15 protein-coding genes are annotated in these 13,936 nt (G+C 39.7%); 14 read left to right on the forward strand and 1 reads right to left on the reverse strand.

Annotated features, from left to right (window positions below):
- The first annotated feature begins 71 nt into the window (after positions 1 to 71).
- The 10 genes from tmk (at position 72) to QM419_RS01840 (ending at position 7,887) form a co-directional block, all read left to right on the forward strand.
- Positions 72 to 710 carry a dTMP kinase gene (gene tmk, locus QM419_RS01795; protein ID WP_195183324.1) on the forward strand — a complete coding sequence of 213 codons (639 nt, stop codon included), beginning with the start codon at positions 72 to 74 and terminating at the stop codon, positions 708 to 710.
- Positions 707 to 1,591 (forward strand): DNA polymerase III subunit delta', encoded by an 885-nt coding sequence (locus QM419_RS01800; RefSeq protein WP_414277690.1) that lies wholly within the window; start codon positions 707 to 709, stop codon positions 1,589 to 1,591. The genes tmk and QM419_RS01800 overlap by 4 nt, the downstream gene beginning before the upstream one ends.
- 35 nt (positions 1,592 to 1,626) lie before the next feature.
- Positions 1,627 to 1,944, forward strand: a complete 318-nt coding sequence (gene yabA / locus QM419_RS01805) for a DNA replication initiation control protein YabA (protein ID WP_223332880.1) — start codon at positions 1,627 to 1,629, stop codon at positions 1,942 to 1,944.
- A gap of 2 nt (positions 1,945 to 1,946) precedes the next feature.
- Positions 1,947 to 2,825 carry a 16S rRNA (cytidine(1402)-2'-O)-methyltransferase gene (gene rsmI, locus QM419_RS01810; protein ID WP_414277691.1) on the forward strand — a complete coding sequence of 293 codons (879 nt, stop codon included), beginning with the start codon at positions 1,947 to 1,949 and terminating at the stop codon, positions 2,823 to 2,825.
- Positions 2,826 to 2,955: 130 nt separating this feature from the next.
- On the forward strand, positions 2,956 to 4,290 hold the full coding sequence (gene trmFO, locus QM419_RS01815) for a methylenetetrahydrofolate--tRNA-(uracil(54)-C(5))-methyltransferase (FADH(2)-oxidizing) TrmFO (protein ID WP_414277692.1): 1,335 nt from the start codon (positions 2,956 to 2,958) through the stop codon (positions 4,288 to 4,290).
- 83 nt (positions 4,291 to 4,373) lie between these two features.
- Positions 4,374 to 5,111 carry a UMP kinase gene (gene pyrH / locus QM419_RS01820; RefSeq protein ID WP_004253279.1) on the forward strand — a complete coding sequence of 246 codons (738 nt, stop codon included), beginning with the start codon at positions 4,374 to 4,376 and terminating at the stop codon, positions 5,109 to 5,111.
- A gap of 8 nt (positions 5,112 to 5,119) precedes the next feature.
- Entirely contained in the window at positions 5,120 to 5,677 is a 558-nt protein-coding gene (gene frr, locus QM419_RS01825) for a ribosome recycling factor (protein WP_178894893.1), read from the forward strand.
- Between the two features lie 60 nt (positions 5,678 to 5,737).
- Positions 5,738 to 6,592, forward strand: a complete 855-nt coding sequence (gene cvfB / locus QM419_RS01830; protein WP_178894894.1) for an RNA-binding virulence regulatory protein CvfB — start codon at positions 5,738 to 5,740, stop codon at positions 6,590 to 6,592.
- Positions 6,593 to 6,600: 8 nt separating this feature from the next.
- Complete coding sequence (locus QM419_RS01835) at positions 6,601 to 6,816, forward strand: YozE family protein (protein WP_414277693.1); 216 nt, start codon at positions 6,601 to 6,603, stop codon at positions 6,814 to 6,816.
- Between the two features lie 84 nt (positions 6,817 to 6,900).
- Positions 6,901 to 7,887 carry a PhoH family protein gene (locus QM419_RS01840; protein ID WP_414272217.1) on the forward strand — a complete coding sequence of 329 codons (987 nt, stop codon included), beginning with the start codon at positions 6,901 to 6,903 and terminating at the stop codon, positions 7,885 to 7,887.
- 45 nt (positions 7,888 to 7,932) lie between these two features.
- On the opposite strand, the gene ald is transcribed toward QM419_RS01840, so the two are convergent.
- A complete protein-coding gene (gene ald / locus QM419_RS01845; protein WP_414277694.1) occupies positions 7,933 to 9,045 on the reverse strand; it encodes an alanine dehydrogenase in 1,113 nt (370 codons plus the stop codon).
- A 240-nt stretch (positions 9,046 to 9,285) separates the two neighbouring features.
- Here ald and QM419_RS01850 point away from each other — a divergent pair, with 240 nt between their 5' ends.
- The 4 genes from QM419_RS01850 to QM419_RS01865 all read left to right on the forward strand — a co-directional run bounded on the left by QM419_RS01850 (position 9,286) and on the right by QM419_RS01865 (position 13,856).
- Positions 9,286 to 9,927 carry a helix-hairpin-helix domain-containing protein gene (locus QM419_RS01850; protein ID WP_414277695.1) on the forward strand — a complete coding sequence of 214 codons (642 nt, stop codon included), beginning with the start codon at positions 9,286 to 9,288 and terminating at the stop codon, positions 9,925 to 9,927.
- Positions 9,911 to 12,121: a ComEC/Rec2 family competence protein gene (locus QM419_RS01855; RefSeq protein WP_414277696.1), complete on the forward strand. Its 2,211-nt coding sequence runs from the start codon at positions 9,911 to 9,913 to the stop codon at positions 12,119 to 12,121. The genes QM419_RS01850 and QM419_RS01855 overlap by 17 nt, the downstream gene beginning before the upstream one ends.
- 122 nt (positions 12,122 to 12,243) lie before the next feature.
- A complete protein-coding gene (locus QM419_RS01860) occupies positions 12,244 to 13,530 on the forward strand; it encodes a peptidase U32 family protein (protein WP_414277697.1) in 1,287 nt (428 codons plus the stop codon).
- 14 nt (positions 13,531 to 13,544) lie between these two features.
- The gene (locus QM419_RS01865) at positions 13,545 to 13,856 is read left to right on the forward strand and encodes a CHY zinc finger protein (protein ID WP_414277698.1); all 312 of its coding nucleotides are present in this window, start codon (positions 13,545 to 13,547) and stop codon (positions 13,854 to 13,856) included.
- Positions 13,857 to 13,936: the final 80 nt, after the last annotated feature.

The raw sequence follows: 13,936 nt of genomic DNA on the forward strand, positions 1-13,936 counted from the left end.
GTTAAAAAGCTTTTCACAAATGCCTCTTTTTTTGATAAAATAGAAGGAAGAAAAAAAGAAATGAGTTTGTCATGTCAAAAGGATTTTTAGTCTCTCTAGAGGGGCCAGAGGGAGCTGGGAAAACGAGTGTGCTTGAAGCTATCCTTCCTGTGTTAGAAGAAAAAAATATTGAGGTTTTAACAACACGTGAACCAGGTGGAGTATTGATTGGTGAGAAGATTCGAGAAGTTATTTTAGATCCTAGTCATACTCAAATGGATGCCAAGACAGAGCTTCTACTCTATATTGCTAGTCGTAGACAACACCTAGTGGAAAAGGTCTTACCAGCACTTGCAGCAGGGAAACTGGTCATCATGGATCGTTTTATTGATAGTTCCGTTGCTTATCAAGGTTTTGGTCGTGGTTTAGATATTGAAGCTATTGATTGGCTCAATCAATTTGCGACAGATGGTCTTAAACCAGATTTGACACTTTATTTTGATATTGAAGTGGAGAAGGGGCTTGAACGAATCGCGGCAAACAGTAATCGTGAAGTCAACCGTTTGGACTTGGAAGGCTTAGACTTGCACAGAAAAGTTCGTCAAGGATATCTTTCCCTTCTTGAAAAAGAAGGTGAACGCATTGCAAAAATCGATGCCAGTTTACCACTAGATCAAGTGATTGAAAATACTAAGCAAGTCTTGTTTGACAGAATGGGGCTGACAGAATGAATCAAGAGCAATTAAAAGCTTGTCAACCTCAGCAATTTGAGCGTTTTGTTCACATTTTAGAGCAAAGACAGCTGAATCATGCCTATCTCTTTTCAGGTTATTTCGGAAGCATGGAGATGGCCTTATTTCTGTCTAAGAGTTTGTTCTGTACAGAAAAAAAGGGTGTCTTGCCTTGCGAGTCTTGTCGAAACTGTAAGTTGATTAATCAAGAAGAATTTCCTGATGTCACAATTATTCGTCCCATTAATCAGATTATAAAAACAGAAAGAATTAGAGAACTAGTTGGACAATTTTCGCAATCAGGGATTGAAAATCAACGGCAGGTTTTTATCATTGAACAAGCTGAAAAAATGCATGTTAACGCTGCTAACTCGCTACTAAAGGTTATCGAAGAACCTCAAAGTGAAATCTATATTTTCTTCTTAACCAATGATCAAGAACAGATTTTGCCAACCATTCGAAGCCGGACACAGATTTTCCAATTTAAGAAGCATGTTGAAAGACTTAGGAATCAACTTGAACAAGCAGGATTGGTCAAAAATAAAGCAAGGCTTTTAGCTGAGTTTAGCCAATCGCAAGCAGAAGCTGAAAAACTGACAAATCAAACAAGTTTTTGGACTCTAGTTGAAGAAAGTGAACGATTTTATTCTTGGTTAGATGCTGGGAAAAAGGAATCTTATTTACAGGTCGCAAAATTAGCTAGTTTAGCAGATGACAAAGAAAAACAAGACCAAGTCTTTAGAATTTTAGAAGTATTAGCAGGTCAAGAGATTCAAAAAAATGCAGCACGTACAATATTGCAAAACCTTCTCGAAGCCAGAAAAATGTGGAAAGCAAATGTGTCTTTCCAAAATTCTTTGGAATACCTAGTTTTACAATAAAATGAACATGAAAACAGAAAAAGAAAGGGCTGTTCATGAACAAGAAAGAATTATTTGATGCCTTAGATGATTTTTCTCAACAGTTGTTGGCAACCTTGGCAGATGTCGAAGCTATCAAAAAAAATCTCAAGAGTGTTGTAGAAGAGAATACAGCTCTTCGTTTAGAGAACGATAAATTGAGAGAGCGCTTGAATGAGGAAGAAGAAACAGCTCCTACTAAGACCAAGCATGTTAGAGAAAACGTGAGCCGAATCTATGACGACGGTTTTCATGTGTGTCGCGATTTTTACGGTCAACGTCGTGAACAAGATGCAGAATGTATGTTTTGTGATGAATTGTTGTTTAGGGAGTAAGCATGCAGATTCAAAAAAGTTTTAAAGGTCAGTCACCTTATGGTAAGTTATATCTTATCGCAACTCCAATTGGAAATTTAGAGGATATGACCTTTCGTGCTATTCAGACTTTAAAAGAAGTGGACTGGATTGCTGCCGAGGATACTCGTAATACTGGTCTATTGCTTAAGCATTTCGATATTTCAACCAAACAAATCAGTTTTCATGAGCACAATGCCAAGGAAAAGATTCCTGATTTGATTGATTTGTTGAAACAAGGACAAAATATCGCTCAGGTATCGGATGCGGGTCTACCTAGCATTTCTGACCCAGGTCATGATTTGGTCAAGGCGGCAATTGAAGAGGATATTGCAGTTGTCACAGTTCCAGGTGCTAGCGCAGGAATTTCTGCCTTGATTGCCAGTGGTTTAGCACCCCAACCTCATATTTTTTATGGATTCTTACCTCGAAAATCGGGTCAACAAAAGCAATTTTTTGAATCGAAAAAAGATTATCCAGAGACCCAAATTTTCTATGAATCTCCACATCGCGTGGCCGATACGCTGGTGAATATGTTAGAAGTATACAGAAATCGTTCGGTTGTCTTGGTTCGAGAGTTGACCAAGATTTATGAAGAATACCAACGAGGAACAATTTCAGAGTTACTAGTAAGTATTTCTGAAACTCCTCTCAAGGGTGAGTGTCTTCTCATTGTAGAGGGAGCTAGTCAAGAATTAGACGATAAGGATGAGGAGGACTTGTTCTCAGAAATCCAAGAACGTATCCAACAAGGAATCAAGAAAAATCAAGCCATTAAGGAAGTCGCTAAAATTTATCAGTGGAAAAAAAGCCAGCTCTACGCAGCCTACCACGAATGGGAAGAGAAACAAGAAAACGACTAAACAGGGAAGTTTTCCTTCTTCCCTTTTTTTGTTATACTAGTAAAAGAAAAAATAGAAAGATTTGTGGGTGTCAAACAGTCCAGTGATTTTTGAAATGGACTTATGTTACATCCAAAGAGGTATTAGTGTCATGTCTCAATCTTATATCAATGTTATCGGTGCTGGTTTGGCAGGTTCGGAAGCAGCTTACCAAATCGCAGAACGTGGTATTCCTGTTAAACTTTATGAAATGCGTGGTGTCAAGTCAACACCACAACACAAAACTGACAATTTTGCAGAGTTGGTCTGCTCTAACTCTTTACGTGGGGATGCTCTTACAAATGCTGTCGGCCTCCTCAAAGAAGAAATGCGTCGCCTAGGTTCTCTTATCTTGGAATCGGCAGAAGCAACGCGAGTTCCTGCTGGAGGTGCTCTCGCAGTTGACCGAGAAGGTTTCTCTCAAATGGTTACTGAAAAGATTGCCAACCATCCCTTGATTGAAGTGGTTCGTGACGAAATCACAGAATTGCCAACAGATGCTATCACAGTTGTAGCAACTGGTCCTTTAACTAGTGATGCCCTTGCTGAGAAAATTCATGAACTCAATGGTGGAGATGGTTTTTATTTCTACGATGCTGCAGCTCCAATCGTAGACGTCAATACCATTAATATGAACAAGGTTTATCTCAAATCTCGTTATGATAAGGGAGAAGCAGCCTACCTTAATGCTCCAATGACCAAGCAAGAATTTATGGATTTCCATGAAGCCTTGGTTAATGCAGAAGAAGCACCTCTTAACTCTTTTGAAAAAGAAAAATACTTTGAAGGATGCATGCCAATCGAGGTCATGGCTAAACGTGGTATTAAAACCATGCTCTATGGACCTATGAAACCAGTTGGCTTGGAGTATCCAGACGATTACACAGGTCCTCGTGATGGAGACTTTAAAACTCCTTATGCGGTCGTTCAGCTTCGTCAGGACAATGCGGCAGGCAGTCTTTATAATATCGTTGGTTTCCAGACTCACCTCAAATGGGGAGAACAAAAGCGTGTCTTCCAAATGATTCCAGGTCTTGAAAACGCTGAGTTTGTTCGCTATGGAGTCATGCACCGTAATTCCTACATGGACTCTCCAAATCTTCTTGAGCAAACATATCGTTCTAAGAAACAGCCAAATCTTTTCTTTGCTGGGCAAATGACAGGTGTAGAGGGCTATGTTGAATCAGCAGCTTCAGGATTAGTAGCAGGTATTAACGCAGCTCGACTTTATAAAGGAGAAAGTGAGGCTATTTTCCCAGAGACAACAGCTATCGGAAGTTTAGCTCATTACATCACACATGCTGATAGCAAACATTTCCAACCCATGAATGTCAACTTCGGCATTATCAAGGAATTAGAAGGTGAACGAATCCGCGATAAAAAGACTCGTTATGAGAAAATCGCGGAACGTGCCTTGTCTGATTTAGAGGAATTTTTATCTGTCTAATTTTTTTGAAAGAATCGCTCATGATACTATAAAAATCTTTCAAAATGTGATAAAATAGGTAGGATGAAAAAAGGAGAGAGAAAATGGTAGAACCTAAGTATAAACGTATCTTAATCAAGCTATCTGGTGAAGCCCTTGCTGGCGAACGTGGTGTCGGGATTGATATCAAAACTGTTCAAAGTATGGCCCAAGAAATCAAGGAAGTTCACGAGCTAGGAATTGAAATTGCCTTGGTTATCGGTGGTGGAAACCTTTGGCGTGGAGAACCTGCAGCAGAAGCTGGTATGGATCGTGTTCAAGCGGATTACACTGGAATGCTTGGGACAGTCATGAATGCTCTTGTGATGGCAGATTCATTGCAACAAGCTGGAGTTGATACTCGTGTACAAACAGCCATTGCTATGCAACAAGTAGCAGAACCTTATATTCGTGGACGTGCCCTTCGTCACCTCGAAAAAGGTCGTATCGTTATCTTTGGTGCAGGAATCGGTTCACCATATTTCTCAACGGATACTACAGCAGCTCTTCGTGCAGCTGAAATTGAAGCAGACGCTATTTTGATGGCTAAGAATGGTGTAGACGGTGTCTACAATGCTGATCCTAAGAAAGATAAAACTGCTGTTAAATTTGAAGAATTGACTCACCGTGATGTCATTAATAAAGGACTCCGTATCATGGATTCAACAGCTTCAACTCTATCTATGGATAACGATATTGACTTGGTAGTCTTTAATATGAACCAACCTGGCAATATCAAACGTGTTGTATTTGGTGAAAATATCGGTACAACTGTTTCAAACAATATCGAAGAAAAGGAATAAGAAAAATTATGGCTAACGCAATCGTAGAAAAAGCTAAAGAGAGAATGACTCAATCTCACCACTCACTTGCTCGTGAATTTGGTGGTATCCGCGCAGGTCGTGCAAACGCAAGCTTGCTGGACCGTATTACTGTTGAATACTATGGTGTCGAAACACCTCTGAACCAAATCGCTTCTATCACAATTCCTGAAGCGCGTGTTTTGTTGGTAACACCATTTGATAAATCTTCATTGAAGGATATCGAGCGTGCTTTGAACGCTTCAGACCTTGGTATTACACCAGCTAACGATGGTTCTGTTATTCGCTTGGTTATCCCAGCTCTTACAGAAGAAACTCGTCGCGATCTCGCTAAAGAAGTGAAAAAAGTTGGTGAAAATGCTAAAGTAGCTATCCGTAATATCCGTCGTGATGCTATGGATGAAGCTAAGAAACAAGAAAAAGCTAAAGAAATCACTGAAGATGAATTGAAGACTCTTGAAAAAGATATTCAAAAAGCGACAGACGATGCTGTTAAACACATCGACGAGATGACTGCCAATAAAGAAAAAGAAATCTTGGAAGTCTAAGAAATAAACAGAAAAACTCAGTTGGCATTGCTGGCTGAGTTTTATTCGAAAGAAGGAAACATGAATACAAATCTTGCAAGTTTTATCGTTGGACTTATCATCGATGAAAATGACCGTTTTTACTTTGTTCAAAAGGATGGTCAAACATACGCTCTTGCTAAGGAAGAAGGTCAGCATGCGGTTGGTGATACGGTCAAAGGTTTTGCTTACACAGATATGAAGCAAAAATTACGCTTGACAACTCAAGAAGTGACTGCAACTCAGGATCAATTTGGCTGGGGTACAGTAACAGAGGTTCGTAAGGATTTGGGTGTTTTTGTTGATACAGGACTTCCTGATAAGGAAATCGTTGTGTCACTTGATATCCTGCCTGAACTCAAAGAGCTCTGGCCTAAGAAGGGCGATAAACTTTATGTTCGTCTAGAAGTAGACAAGAAAGACCGTATCTGGGGAGTTTTGGCTTATCAGGAAGACTTCCAACGTTTAGCACGTCCAGCATACAACAACATGCAAAATCAGAACTGGCCAGCAATCGTTTATCGTCTTAAGTTATCAGGAACTTTTGTCTACCTACCAGAAAACAACATGCTTGGATTTATCCATCCAAGTGAGCGCTATGCAGAGCCACGTTTGGGGCAAGTGTTAGATGCGCGTGTCATTGGTTTCCGTGAAGTTGACCGAACTCTTAATCTGTCACTAAAACCTCGCTCTTTTGAAATGTTAGAAAATGATGCACAAATGATTCTGACTTACTTGGAAAGTAATGGTGGCTTCATGACCTTAAATGACAAATCATCACCAGATGATATCAAGGCTACCTTTGGTATTTCTAAAGGTCAATTTAAAAAAGCACTTGGTGGTTTGATGAAGGCTGGTAAAATTAAACAAGACCAGTTTGGTACCGAATTAATTTAGGGAGGCTTATGAGAAAATCATTTTATACTTGGCTCATGGCAGAACGAAATCCTAAAAGTAATAGTCCCAAAGCGATTTTAGCGGATCTTGCCTTTGGGGAGTCAGCCTTCCCAAAACATACGGATGATTTTGATCAGGTGAGTCGATTTTTAGAAGAACATGCCAGTTTTTCCTTTAATATGGGAGAATTCGATCGTATCTGGCAGGAATATTTAGAACATTAAAAAGGGCTAAGGTGTTAAGGATAGCAATTTCTATATGCCTTTGCTATAATAAAAAGAAATTAAAGAGTTAGAGAGGTTCTTTATTTGAAGGAACATTCAATAGACATTCAGTTAAGTCATCCAGATGACCTGTTTCATCTTTTTGGTTCCAATGATCGCCATCTTCGCTTGATGGAGGATGAGTTAGATGTTATCATCCATGCTCGTACAGAGATTGTACAGGTCTTGGGAGAGGAGTCTTCTTGTGAAGAAGCACGGCAAGTAATTCAAGCCTTGATGGTCTTGGTTAATCGTGGCATGACTATCGGAACTCCGGATGTGGTGACAGCCATCAATATGGTTAGAAACAATGAAATCGATAAGTTTGTTGCCCTCTATGAAGAAGAGATTATCAAAGACAATACTGGTAAGCCGATACGTGTAAAGACACTGGGTCAAAAACTTTATGTTGATAGTGTTAAGAACCATGATGTTACCTTCGGGATTGGGCCAGCTGGTACGGGTAAAACATTCCTAGCAGTGACCTTGGCTGTTACAGCTCTTAAACGTGGTCAAGTCAAGCGTATTATCCTGACTCGTCCAGCAGTAGAAGCTGGAGAAAGCTTGGGATTTCTTCCAGGAGATCTCAAGGAAAAGGTAGACCCTTATCTTCGACCTGTCTATGATGCCTTGTACCAAATTCTTGGGAAGGACCAAACAACTCGTCTCATGGAGCGAGAAATTATTGAGATTGCCCCTTTGGCCTACATGCGTGGACGTACTCTGGATGATGCCTTTGTCATTTTGGATGAAGCGCAAAATACAACCATCATGCAGATGAAGATGTTTTTGACTCGTCTTGGATTTAATTCAAAAATGATTGTCAATGGTGATATTAGCCAGATTGACCTGCCGCGTAATGTTAAATCAGGTCTGATTGATGCCCAGGAAAAACTTAAGAACATTCACCAGATTGATTTCGTTCATTTTTCAGCCAAGGATGTGGTTCGCCATCCAGTCGTTGCTCAGATTATCAGAGCCTATGAACCTCGACCTGTCAAAGCTGAAGAAAATCAAGAAGAAACAGAATAAAAAAAGAGCAGTTGAAAAACTGCTCTTAATTTTTTGAATATCTTATTAGACAAGTTCACTGATAGGTATGAAGTCGCGTTCTAAACCTTCAGCAACTGGTTGACTAGTAAGTTGACCTTGGTAAGTTGTAACCCCTTCACGCAAACCAGCATCTTCAAGGATTGCTTTCTTAAATCCTTTACCTGCCAAGGCTTCGATATAAGGAAGAGTCACATTTGTAAGGGCGATGGTAGAAGTACGGGCAACTGCTCCAGGAATGTTGGCAACCGCATAGTGAAGGACACCGTGTTTTTCATATACAGGTTCATCATGGGTTGTCACACGGTCAGCTGTTGCAATAACACCACCTTGGTCTACAGCAACGTCTACGATGACAGAACCAGGACGCATTTGTTGAACCATGTCATCTGTTACTAATTTTGGAGCTTTAGCACCAGGAATCAATACTGCACCGATAACAACATCAGCTTCACGCACACTTGCTTCAATATTAAATGGGTTAGACATCAAAGTTTGAATTTGGTGACCAAAGACATCTTCAAGTACAGAGAGACGTTTAGCACTGATATCAAGAATAGTTACTTGAGCTCCAAGACCAAGAGCGATACGGGCTGCGTGTGTACCAACGACACCACCACCGATGATGGTTACTTTTCCTTTTGGTACACCTGGTACACCACCCAAGAGAACTCCAGAACCACCAGCTTGTTTCGTCAAGAAGTGAGCTCCGATTTGGACAGCCATACGACCTGCAACCTCACTCATTGGAACCAATAGAGGAAGTTGACCTTCAGTATCGCGTACAGTTTCATAAGCAACACCAGTTGTTTTAGCTGTAAGCATAGCATCTGCCAATTCAGGAGCAGCTGCCATATGCAAGTAGGTGAAGAGAAGTAAGTCTTCACGCAAGAATTGATATTCACTAGCAAGTGGCTCTTTTACTTTGACCACTAATTCTGCAGCCCAGGCTTCAGCAGCTGTAGCTACAATCTCAGCTCCTTGATTTTCATAGTCAGCATCAGCAAAACCAGATCCAAGACCCGCATTTGTTTCGATGAGGACACGGTGACCACGACCAACAAGACTCTGTACACCAGCAGGTGTCAAAGCCACACGATTTTCATTATTTTTAATTTCTTTTGGAATTCCAATTAACATAGAGGTTTGCTCCTTATTTTAACATCTAGGTTCTAATACTAAATCATCACAGGAAGAACCCAGCCTTTTCTTGTGATGTTTATATTTTATATGAAACCGCTATAAATTGCAAGAAAAACTTGTAAACCTATTTTCAGAAATCTTAACTAAGGAAGATTATTTTGCAAATAAGTAAGCAGTTGAAAAGATTTTTCAGCTGTTTTTTCTTTCTCTTACGAATAAGCTAAGAGAGGAGAAAATATGGAAGAACTTATTGAGAAAATCAAAGATTATAAAATCATTGTCATCTGTGCTGGTTTGGGTTTGGTCTTAGGCGGATTTTTCCTCCTAAAGCCAGTCGGTCAAACACCGGCTAAGGAAAGTAATTTGCAGACAGAATTTACAACTGTTTCGAAGGATTCAACGGATGGAAAGGAGGATGGGAATCAGAAGGAAGAAGTGGTAGAGCAAGATCTAATTACTGTCGATGTCAAAGGGGCTGTTAAATCGCCAGGGATTTACGATTTGCCAGTTGGAAGTCGTATCAATGATGCTGTTCAAAAAGCTGGTGGACTGACAGATAATGCAGACAGTAAGTCTATCAATCTTGCCCAGAGAATTAGTGACGAAACACTGGTCTATGTTCCGACTAAGGAAGAAGCTACTAGTCAAGAGGCGCAGTCAAATGCTTCCAACACCAAAGAAAAAAAGAAAGTCAATCTCAATAAAGCCAGTTTAGATGAGCTGAAACAAGTCAAAGGATTGGGAGCTAAACGTGCTCAGGATATCATTGACCATCGTGAGTCCAACGGTAAGTTCAAGTCAGTTGATGAACTCAAAAAGGTTTCTGGTATTGGTGCAAAAACAATAGAAAAGTTAAAAGAGTATGTTACAGTGGATTAGTCGCTTTCCTTTCTCGAAAATCTATCTCAGTTTTCTTTTACTATGGCTCTACTATGCAATCTTTTCAGCAAATGTATTAGCACTTTTGGGCTTTGTCTTTTTACTCCTCTGCCTCTTTTTACAATTTCCATGGAAGACTGTGGTCAAGGTCCTATTGGTGTGTGGACTATTTGGTAGCTGGTTTTTATTTCAAAAATGGCAACAAGAAGAAGCGAGTCAACATCTTATTGACTCAGTTAATACGGTACGAATCTTGCCTGATACTGTCAAGGTCAATGGAGATAGTTTATCCTTTCGTGGAAAGGCTGATGGTAGACTCTTTCAGGCCTATTATAAACTCCAGTCAGAGGCTGAAAAAGAAAAATTTCAGCAGTTATCTGAACTGCATGAGATGGTGGTAAAAGGAAAGCTAACTAGTCCTCAAGGAGCCAATAATTTTGCTGGATTTGATTATCGAAACTACCTTAAAACTCAAGGAATTTATCAGACCTTGACCATATCGGAAATTGTCGAATTAAGGAAAACATCCAGTTGGGATATAGGAGAAAATCTGTCCAGATTGCGGAGAAAAGCAGTTGTCTGGATAAAAAGGAATTTTCCTGACCCCATGCGCAATTATATGACAGGTCTGTTATTAGGGCACTTGGACACAGACTTTGAGGAAATGAATGAACTCTATTCAAGTTTAGGGATTATTCATCTCTTTGCCTTATCTGGTATGCAGGTTGGTTTCTTCATGAATGCTTTTAAGAAATTATTTCTGAGAATGGGCATGAGACAGGAGACATTTAAATGGCTTGCCTATCCCTTCTCCTTAGTCTATGCAGGTTTGACAGGATTTTCAGCCTCTGTTATTCGTAGTCTCCTCCAAAAGCTATTGGCTCAGCATGGCTTTAAGTCACTAGATAATTTTGCTTTGACGATTCTTATTCTATTTCTTATTATGCCGAACTTTTTCTTAACAGCTGGAGGGGTTCTTTCCTGTGCTTATGCCTTTATCCTGACAATGACTGGTGAGGAAGTAGAAGGGATAAGAGGTCTGGTTCGAGTGAGTTGTATTATTTCCTTGGGAATTCTGCCAATTTTATCATTTTATTTTTCAGAATTTCAACCGTGGTCCATTCTCTTGACATTTGTCTTTTCATTCTTATTTGATATGGTCCTGTTACCGCTCTTATCGATTCTCTTCTGTCTGTCATTTATATATCCCATCACCCAGTTCAACTTTCTCTTTGAATGGCTTGAAAACATCATTCGCTATATTTCTCAGCTATCTACGAGGCCTCTTGTTTTCGGTCAGCCGAGTCTTTGGATTTTAATTCTTCTTTTGATTACTTTAGCTCTCATCTACGATTATCGAAAGAATTTGAAAAAAATATCTATGCTTGTCATAGTTGCTATCTCACTCTTTTTAGTAACCAAACATCCACTGGAGAATGAAATCACAGTCCTAGATATGGAACAGGGGCGGAGCATTTTTCTAAGAGACATGACAGGAAAGACCATACTACTGGATGTCGGAGAAAAATCTGAACGTGACAAGAAAGAAGCCTGGCAGGAGAGGATTTCCTCTAGCAATGCCGAACGAAGTTTAATCCCTTATCTAAAAAGTCGAGGAGTTGCAAAGATTGATCAGCTTGTGCTAACGACTAGTGATACTAAGAAGTTAGATCATGTGTTAGAAATCAGTAAAGCCTTCGAGCTTGAAGAGATTCTAGTAAGTGAAGAAACTTTATCTAAAAGAGAATTTATGGATAAGCTGAAGAAAAGCAAAGTCAAGGTAGCTGCTATCAAAACAGGACAGCAGTTGTTTATTTTTGGGAGTGGTTTGGAAGTAATCACTAGCCAAAATAGCGATAAAAAGGATTCAATGGTCTTGTATGGAAAGCTACTAAACCAAACCTTTCTAGTTACTGGAGATATAGAGGATAAGTTCTTAACCAAGTCTTATCCAAAACTCCAAGCAGATATTGTGATAACTCATCAGCAAGCATCAAATAAAAAGACAGATGTAGAAATCCTCAAAACCTTACAACCTAAAGCCACTATCATTTCAGTAGACAAGAAGAAAAAATTCAAAGAAAAAAATGAGGAAAGTAACCAAGAACTCGAGAATTCAATTTACAAGACGGACCAAAAGGGTGCCATTCGTTTTAAAGGTTGGAGTGCTTGGCAAATAGAAACAGTTCGCTGAGCTTAGCTTTTCAAGAAAATTAAAATTGTCTAAACAATCAATCAAAACTTGATTTTAGAACATTTTTGCTATAAAATGGTAAAGATTAGTGTCAAACTTTTATATTGCAAATAGGAGAAAACATGACAAAAACTTTGAAACGTCCTGAGGTTCTATCACCTGCAGGAACACTTGAAAAACTAAAAGTAGCTGTTCAATATGGAGCAGATGCTGTCTTTATCGGTGGTCAAGCCTATGGTCTTCGTAGCCGTGCAGGGAACTTTACTTTCGAACAAATGGAAGAAGGAGTTCAGTTTGCGGCTAAGTATGGCGCTAAGGTTTATGTAGCGGCTAATATGGTTATGCACGAGGGAAATGAAAAAGGTGCAGGAGAATGGTTCCGTAAATTGCGTGATATCGGAATTGCAGCGGTCATCGTATCAGACCCAGCCTTGATTATGATTGCGGCAACTGAAGCACCAGGTCTTGAAATCCACCTTTCTACACAAGCTAGTGCGACTAACTATGAAACATTAGAATTCTGGAAAGAACTTGGTTTAACTCGTGTCGTTTTGGCGCGTGAGGTTTCTATGGAAGAGTTGGCAGAAATCCGCAAACGTACAGACGTTGAGATTGAAGCTTTCGTTCATGGAGCTATGTGTATCTCATATTCTGGCCGTTGTACGCTCTCTAACCACATGAGTATGCGCGATGCCAACCGTGGTGGATGTTCACAGTCTTGTCGCTGGAAATATGACCTTTATGATATGCCATTTGGTAAAGAACGTAAGAGCCTCAAGGGAGAAATTCCTGAAGAATTCTCTATGTCTGCGGTTGATATGTCTATGATTGACCATATCCCAGATATGATTGAAAATGGTGTGGACAGTCTTAAGATTGAGGGCCGTATGAAGTCTATCCACTATGTTTCAACAGTAACAAACTGCTACAAGGCTGCTGTTGATGCCTATCTTGAGAGCCCTGAAAAGTTTGAAGCTATTAAGCAAGACTTGATTGATGAAATGTGGAAGGTTGCCCAACGTGAGTTGGCTACAGGTTTCTACTACGGAACACCATCTGAAAATGAGCAACTTTTCGGTGCTCGTCGTAAGATTCCAGAATATAAGTTTGTTGCTGAAGTAGTAGCTTATGATGATGCGACACAAACAGCAACTATTCGCCAACGTAACGTTATCAACGAAGGTGACCAAGTTGAGTTTTACGGCCCAGGTTTTCGCCATTTTGAAACTTATATCGAAGACCTTCATGATGCTAAAGGTAATAAAATTGACCGTGCACCAAATCCAATGGAACTTTTAACCATCAAGGTTCCTCAACCAGTAGAAGCTGGTGATATGGTACGTGCTTTGAAAGAAGGCCTGATCAATCTTTACAAAGAAGATGGAACAAGCGTCACAGTTCGTGCCTAGATAAGGAAAAATTAATGGTTCAAGCTCAGGGCTTACTAGTAGATCATGAAAGCAGATGTGTTCATTACCATAGTGATAAGGATATCGTAGCCTTACAGTGCTATGAGTGTCAGAAATACTATGCCTGTTATCAGTGTCATAATGAACTGGAGTCTCACATATTTTCTCCCTATCCTTTAAATCTGAAAGAAGATAGACCTATCTTATGTGGATCCTGTGGGAAAACACTAACGTATGAGGAGTATACAGAGACGGGCACTTGTCCATACTGTAAAGCTGCATTTAATCCAGCTTGCCAGAGTCATCATTCATTTTATTTCAAATAAGAAAAGGTAAATCCAGGTTTTGAAACTTGGATTTTTTCTTTTCAGAAAAATAGGAAAGATAAGGAAAAATATATGAAATG

The sequence above is a fragment of the Streptococcus infantis genome (assembly GCF_047464715.1).
In the GTDB taxonomy this organism is placed as follows: domain Bacteria; phylum Bacillota; class Bacilli; order Lactobacillales; family Streptococcaceae; genus Streptococcus; species Streptococcus infantis_S.

What these genes read in the sequence shown, in the direction of transcription:
- tmk (WP_195183324.1), top strand. Translation starts at nt 72, where the DNA reads ATGTCAAAAGGATTTTTAGTCTCTCTAGAGGGGCCAGAGGGAGCTGGG.
- QM419_RS01800 (WP_414277690.1), top strand. Translation starts at nt 707, where the DNA reads ATGAATCAAGAGCAATTAAAAGCTTGTCAACCTCAGCAATTTGAGCGT.
- yabA (WP_223332880.1), top strand. Translation starts at nt 1,627, where the DNA reads ATGAACAAGAAAGAATTATTTGATGCCTTAGATGATTTTTCTCAACAG.
- rsmI (WP_414277691.1), top strand. Translation starts at nt 1,947, where the DNA reads ATGCAGATTCAAAAAAGTTTTAAAGGTCAGTCACCTTATGGTAAGTTA.
- trmFO (WP_414277692.1), top strand. Translation starts at nt 2,956, where the DNA reads ATGTCTCAATCTTATATCAATGTTATCGGTGCTGGTTTGGCAGGTTCG.
- pyrH (WP_004253279.1), top strand. Translation starts at nt 4,374, where the DNA reads ATGGTAGAACCTAAGTATAAACGTATCTTAATCAAGCTATCTGGTGAA.
- frr (WP_178894893.1), top strand. Translation starts at nt 5,120, where the DNA reads ATGGCTAACGCAATCGTAGAAAAAGCTAAAGAGAGAATGACTCAATCT.
- cvfB (WP_178894894.1), top strand. Translation starts at nt 5,738, where the DNA reads ATGAATACAAATCTTGCAAGTTTTATCGTTGGACTTATCATCGATGAA.
- QM419_RS01835 (WP_414277693.1), top strand. Translation starts at nt 6,601, where the DNA reads ATGAGAAAATCATTTTATACTTGGCTCATGGCAGAACGAAATCCTAAA.
- ald (WP_414277694.1), bottom strand. Translation starts at nt 9,045, where the DNA reads ATGTTAATTGGAATTCCAAAAGAAATTAAAAATAATGAAAATCGTGTG.
- QM419_RS01850 (WP_414277695.1), top strand. Translation starts at nt 9,286, where the DNA reads ATGGAAGAACTTATTGAGAAAATCAAAGATTATAAAATCATTGTCATC.
- QM419_RS01855 (WP_414277696.1), top strand. Translation starts at nt 9,911, where the DNA reads ATGTTACAGTGGATTAGTCGCTTTCCTTTCTCGAAAATCTATCTCAGT.
- QM419_RS01860 (WP_414277697.1), top strand. Translation starts at nt 12,244, where the DNA reads ATGACAAAAACTTTGAAACGTCCTGAGGTTCTATCACCTGCAGGAACA.
- QM419_RS01865 (WP_414277698.1), top strand. Translation starts at nt 13,545, where the DNA reads ATGGTTCAAGCTCAGGGCTTACTAGTAGATCATGAAAGCAGATGTGTT.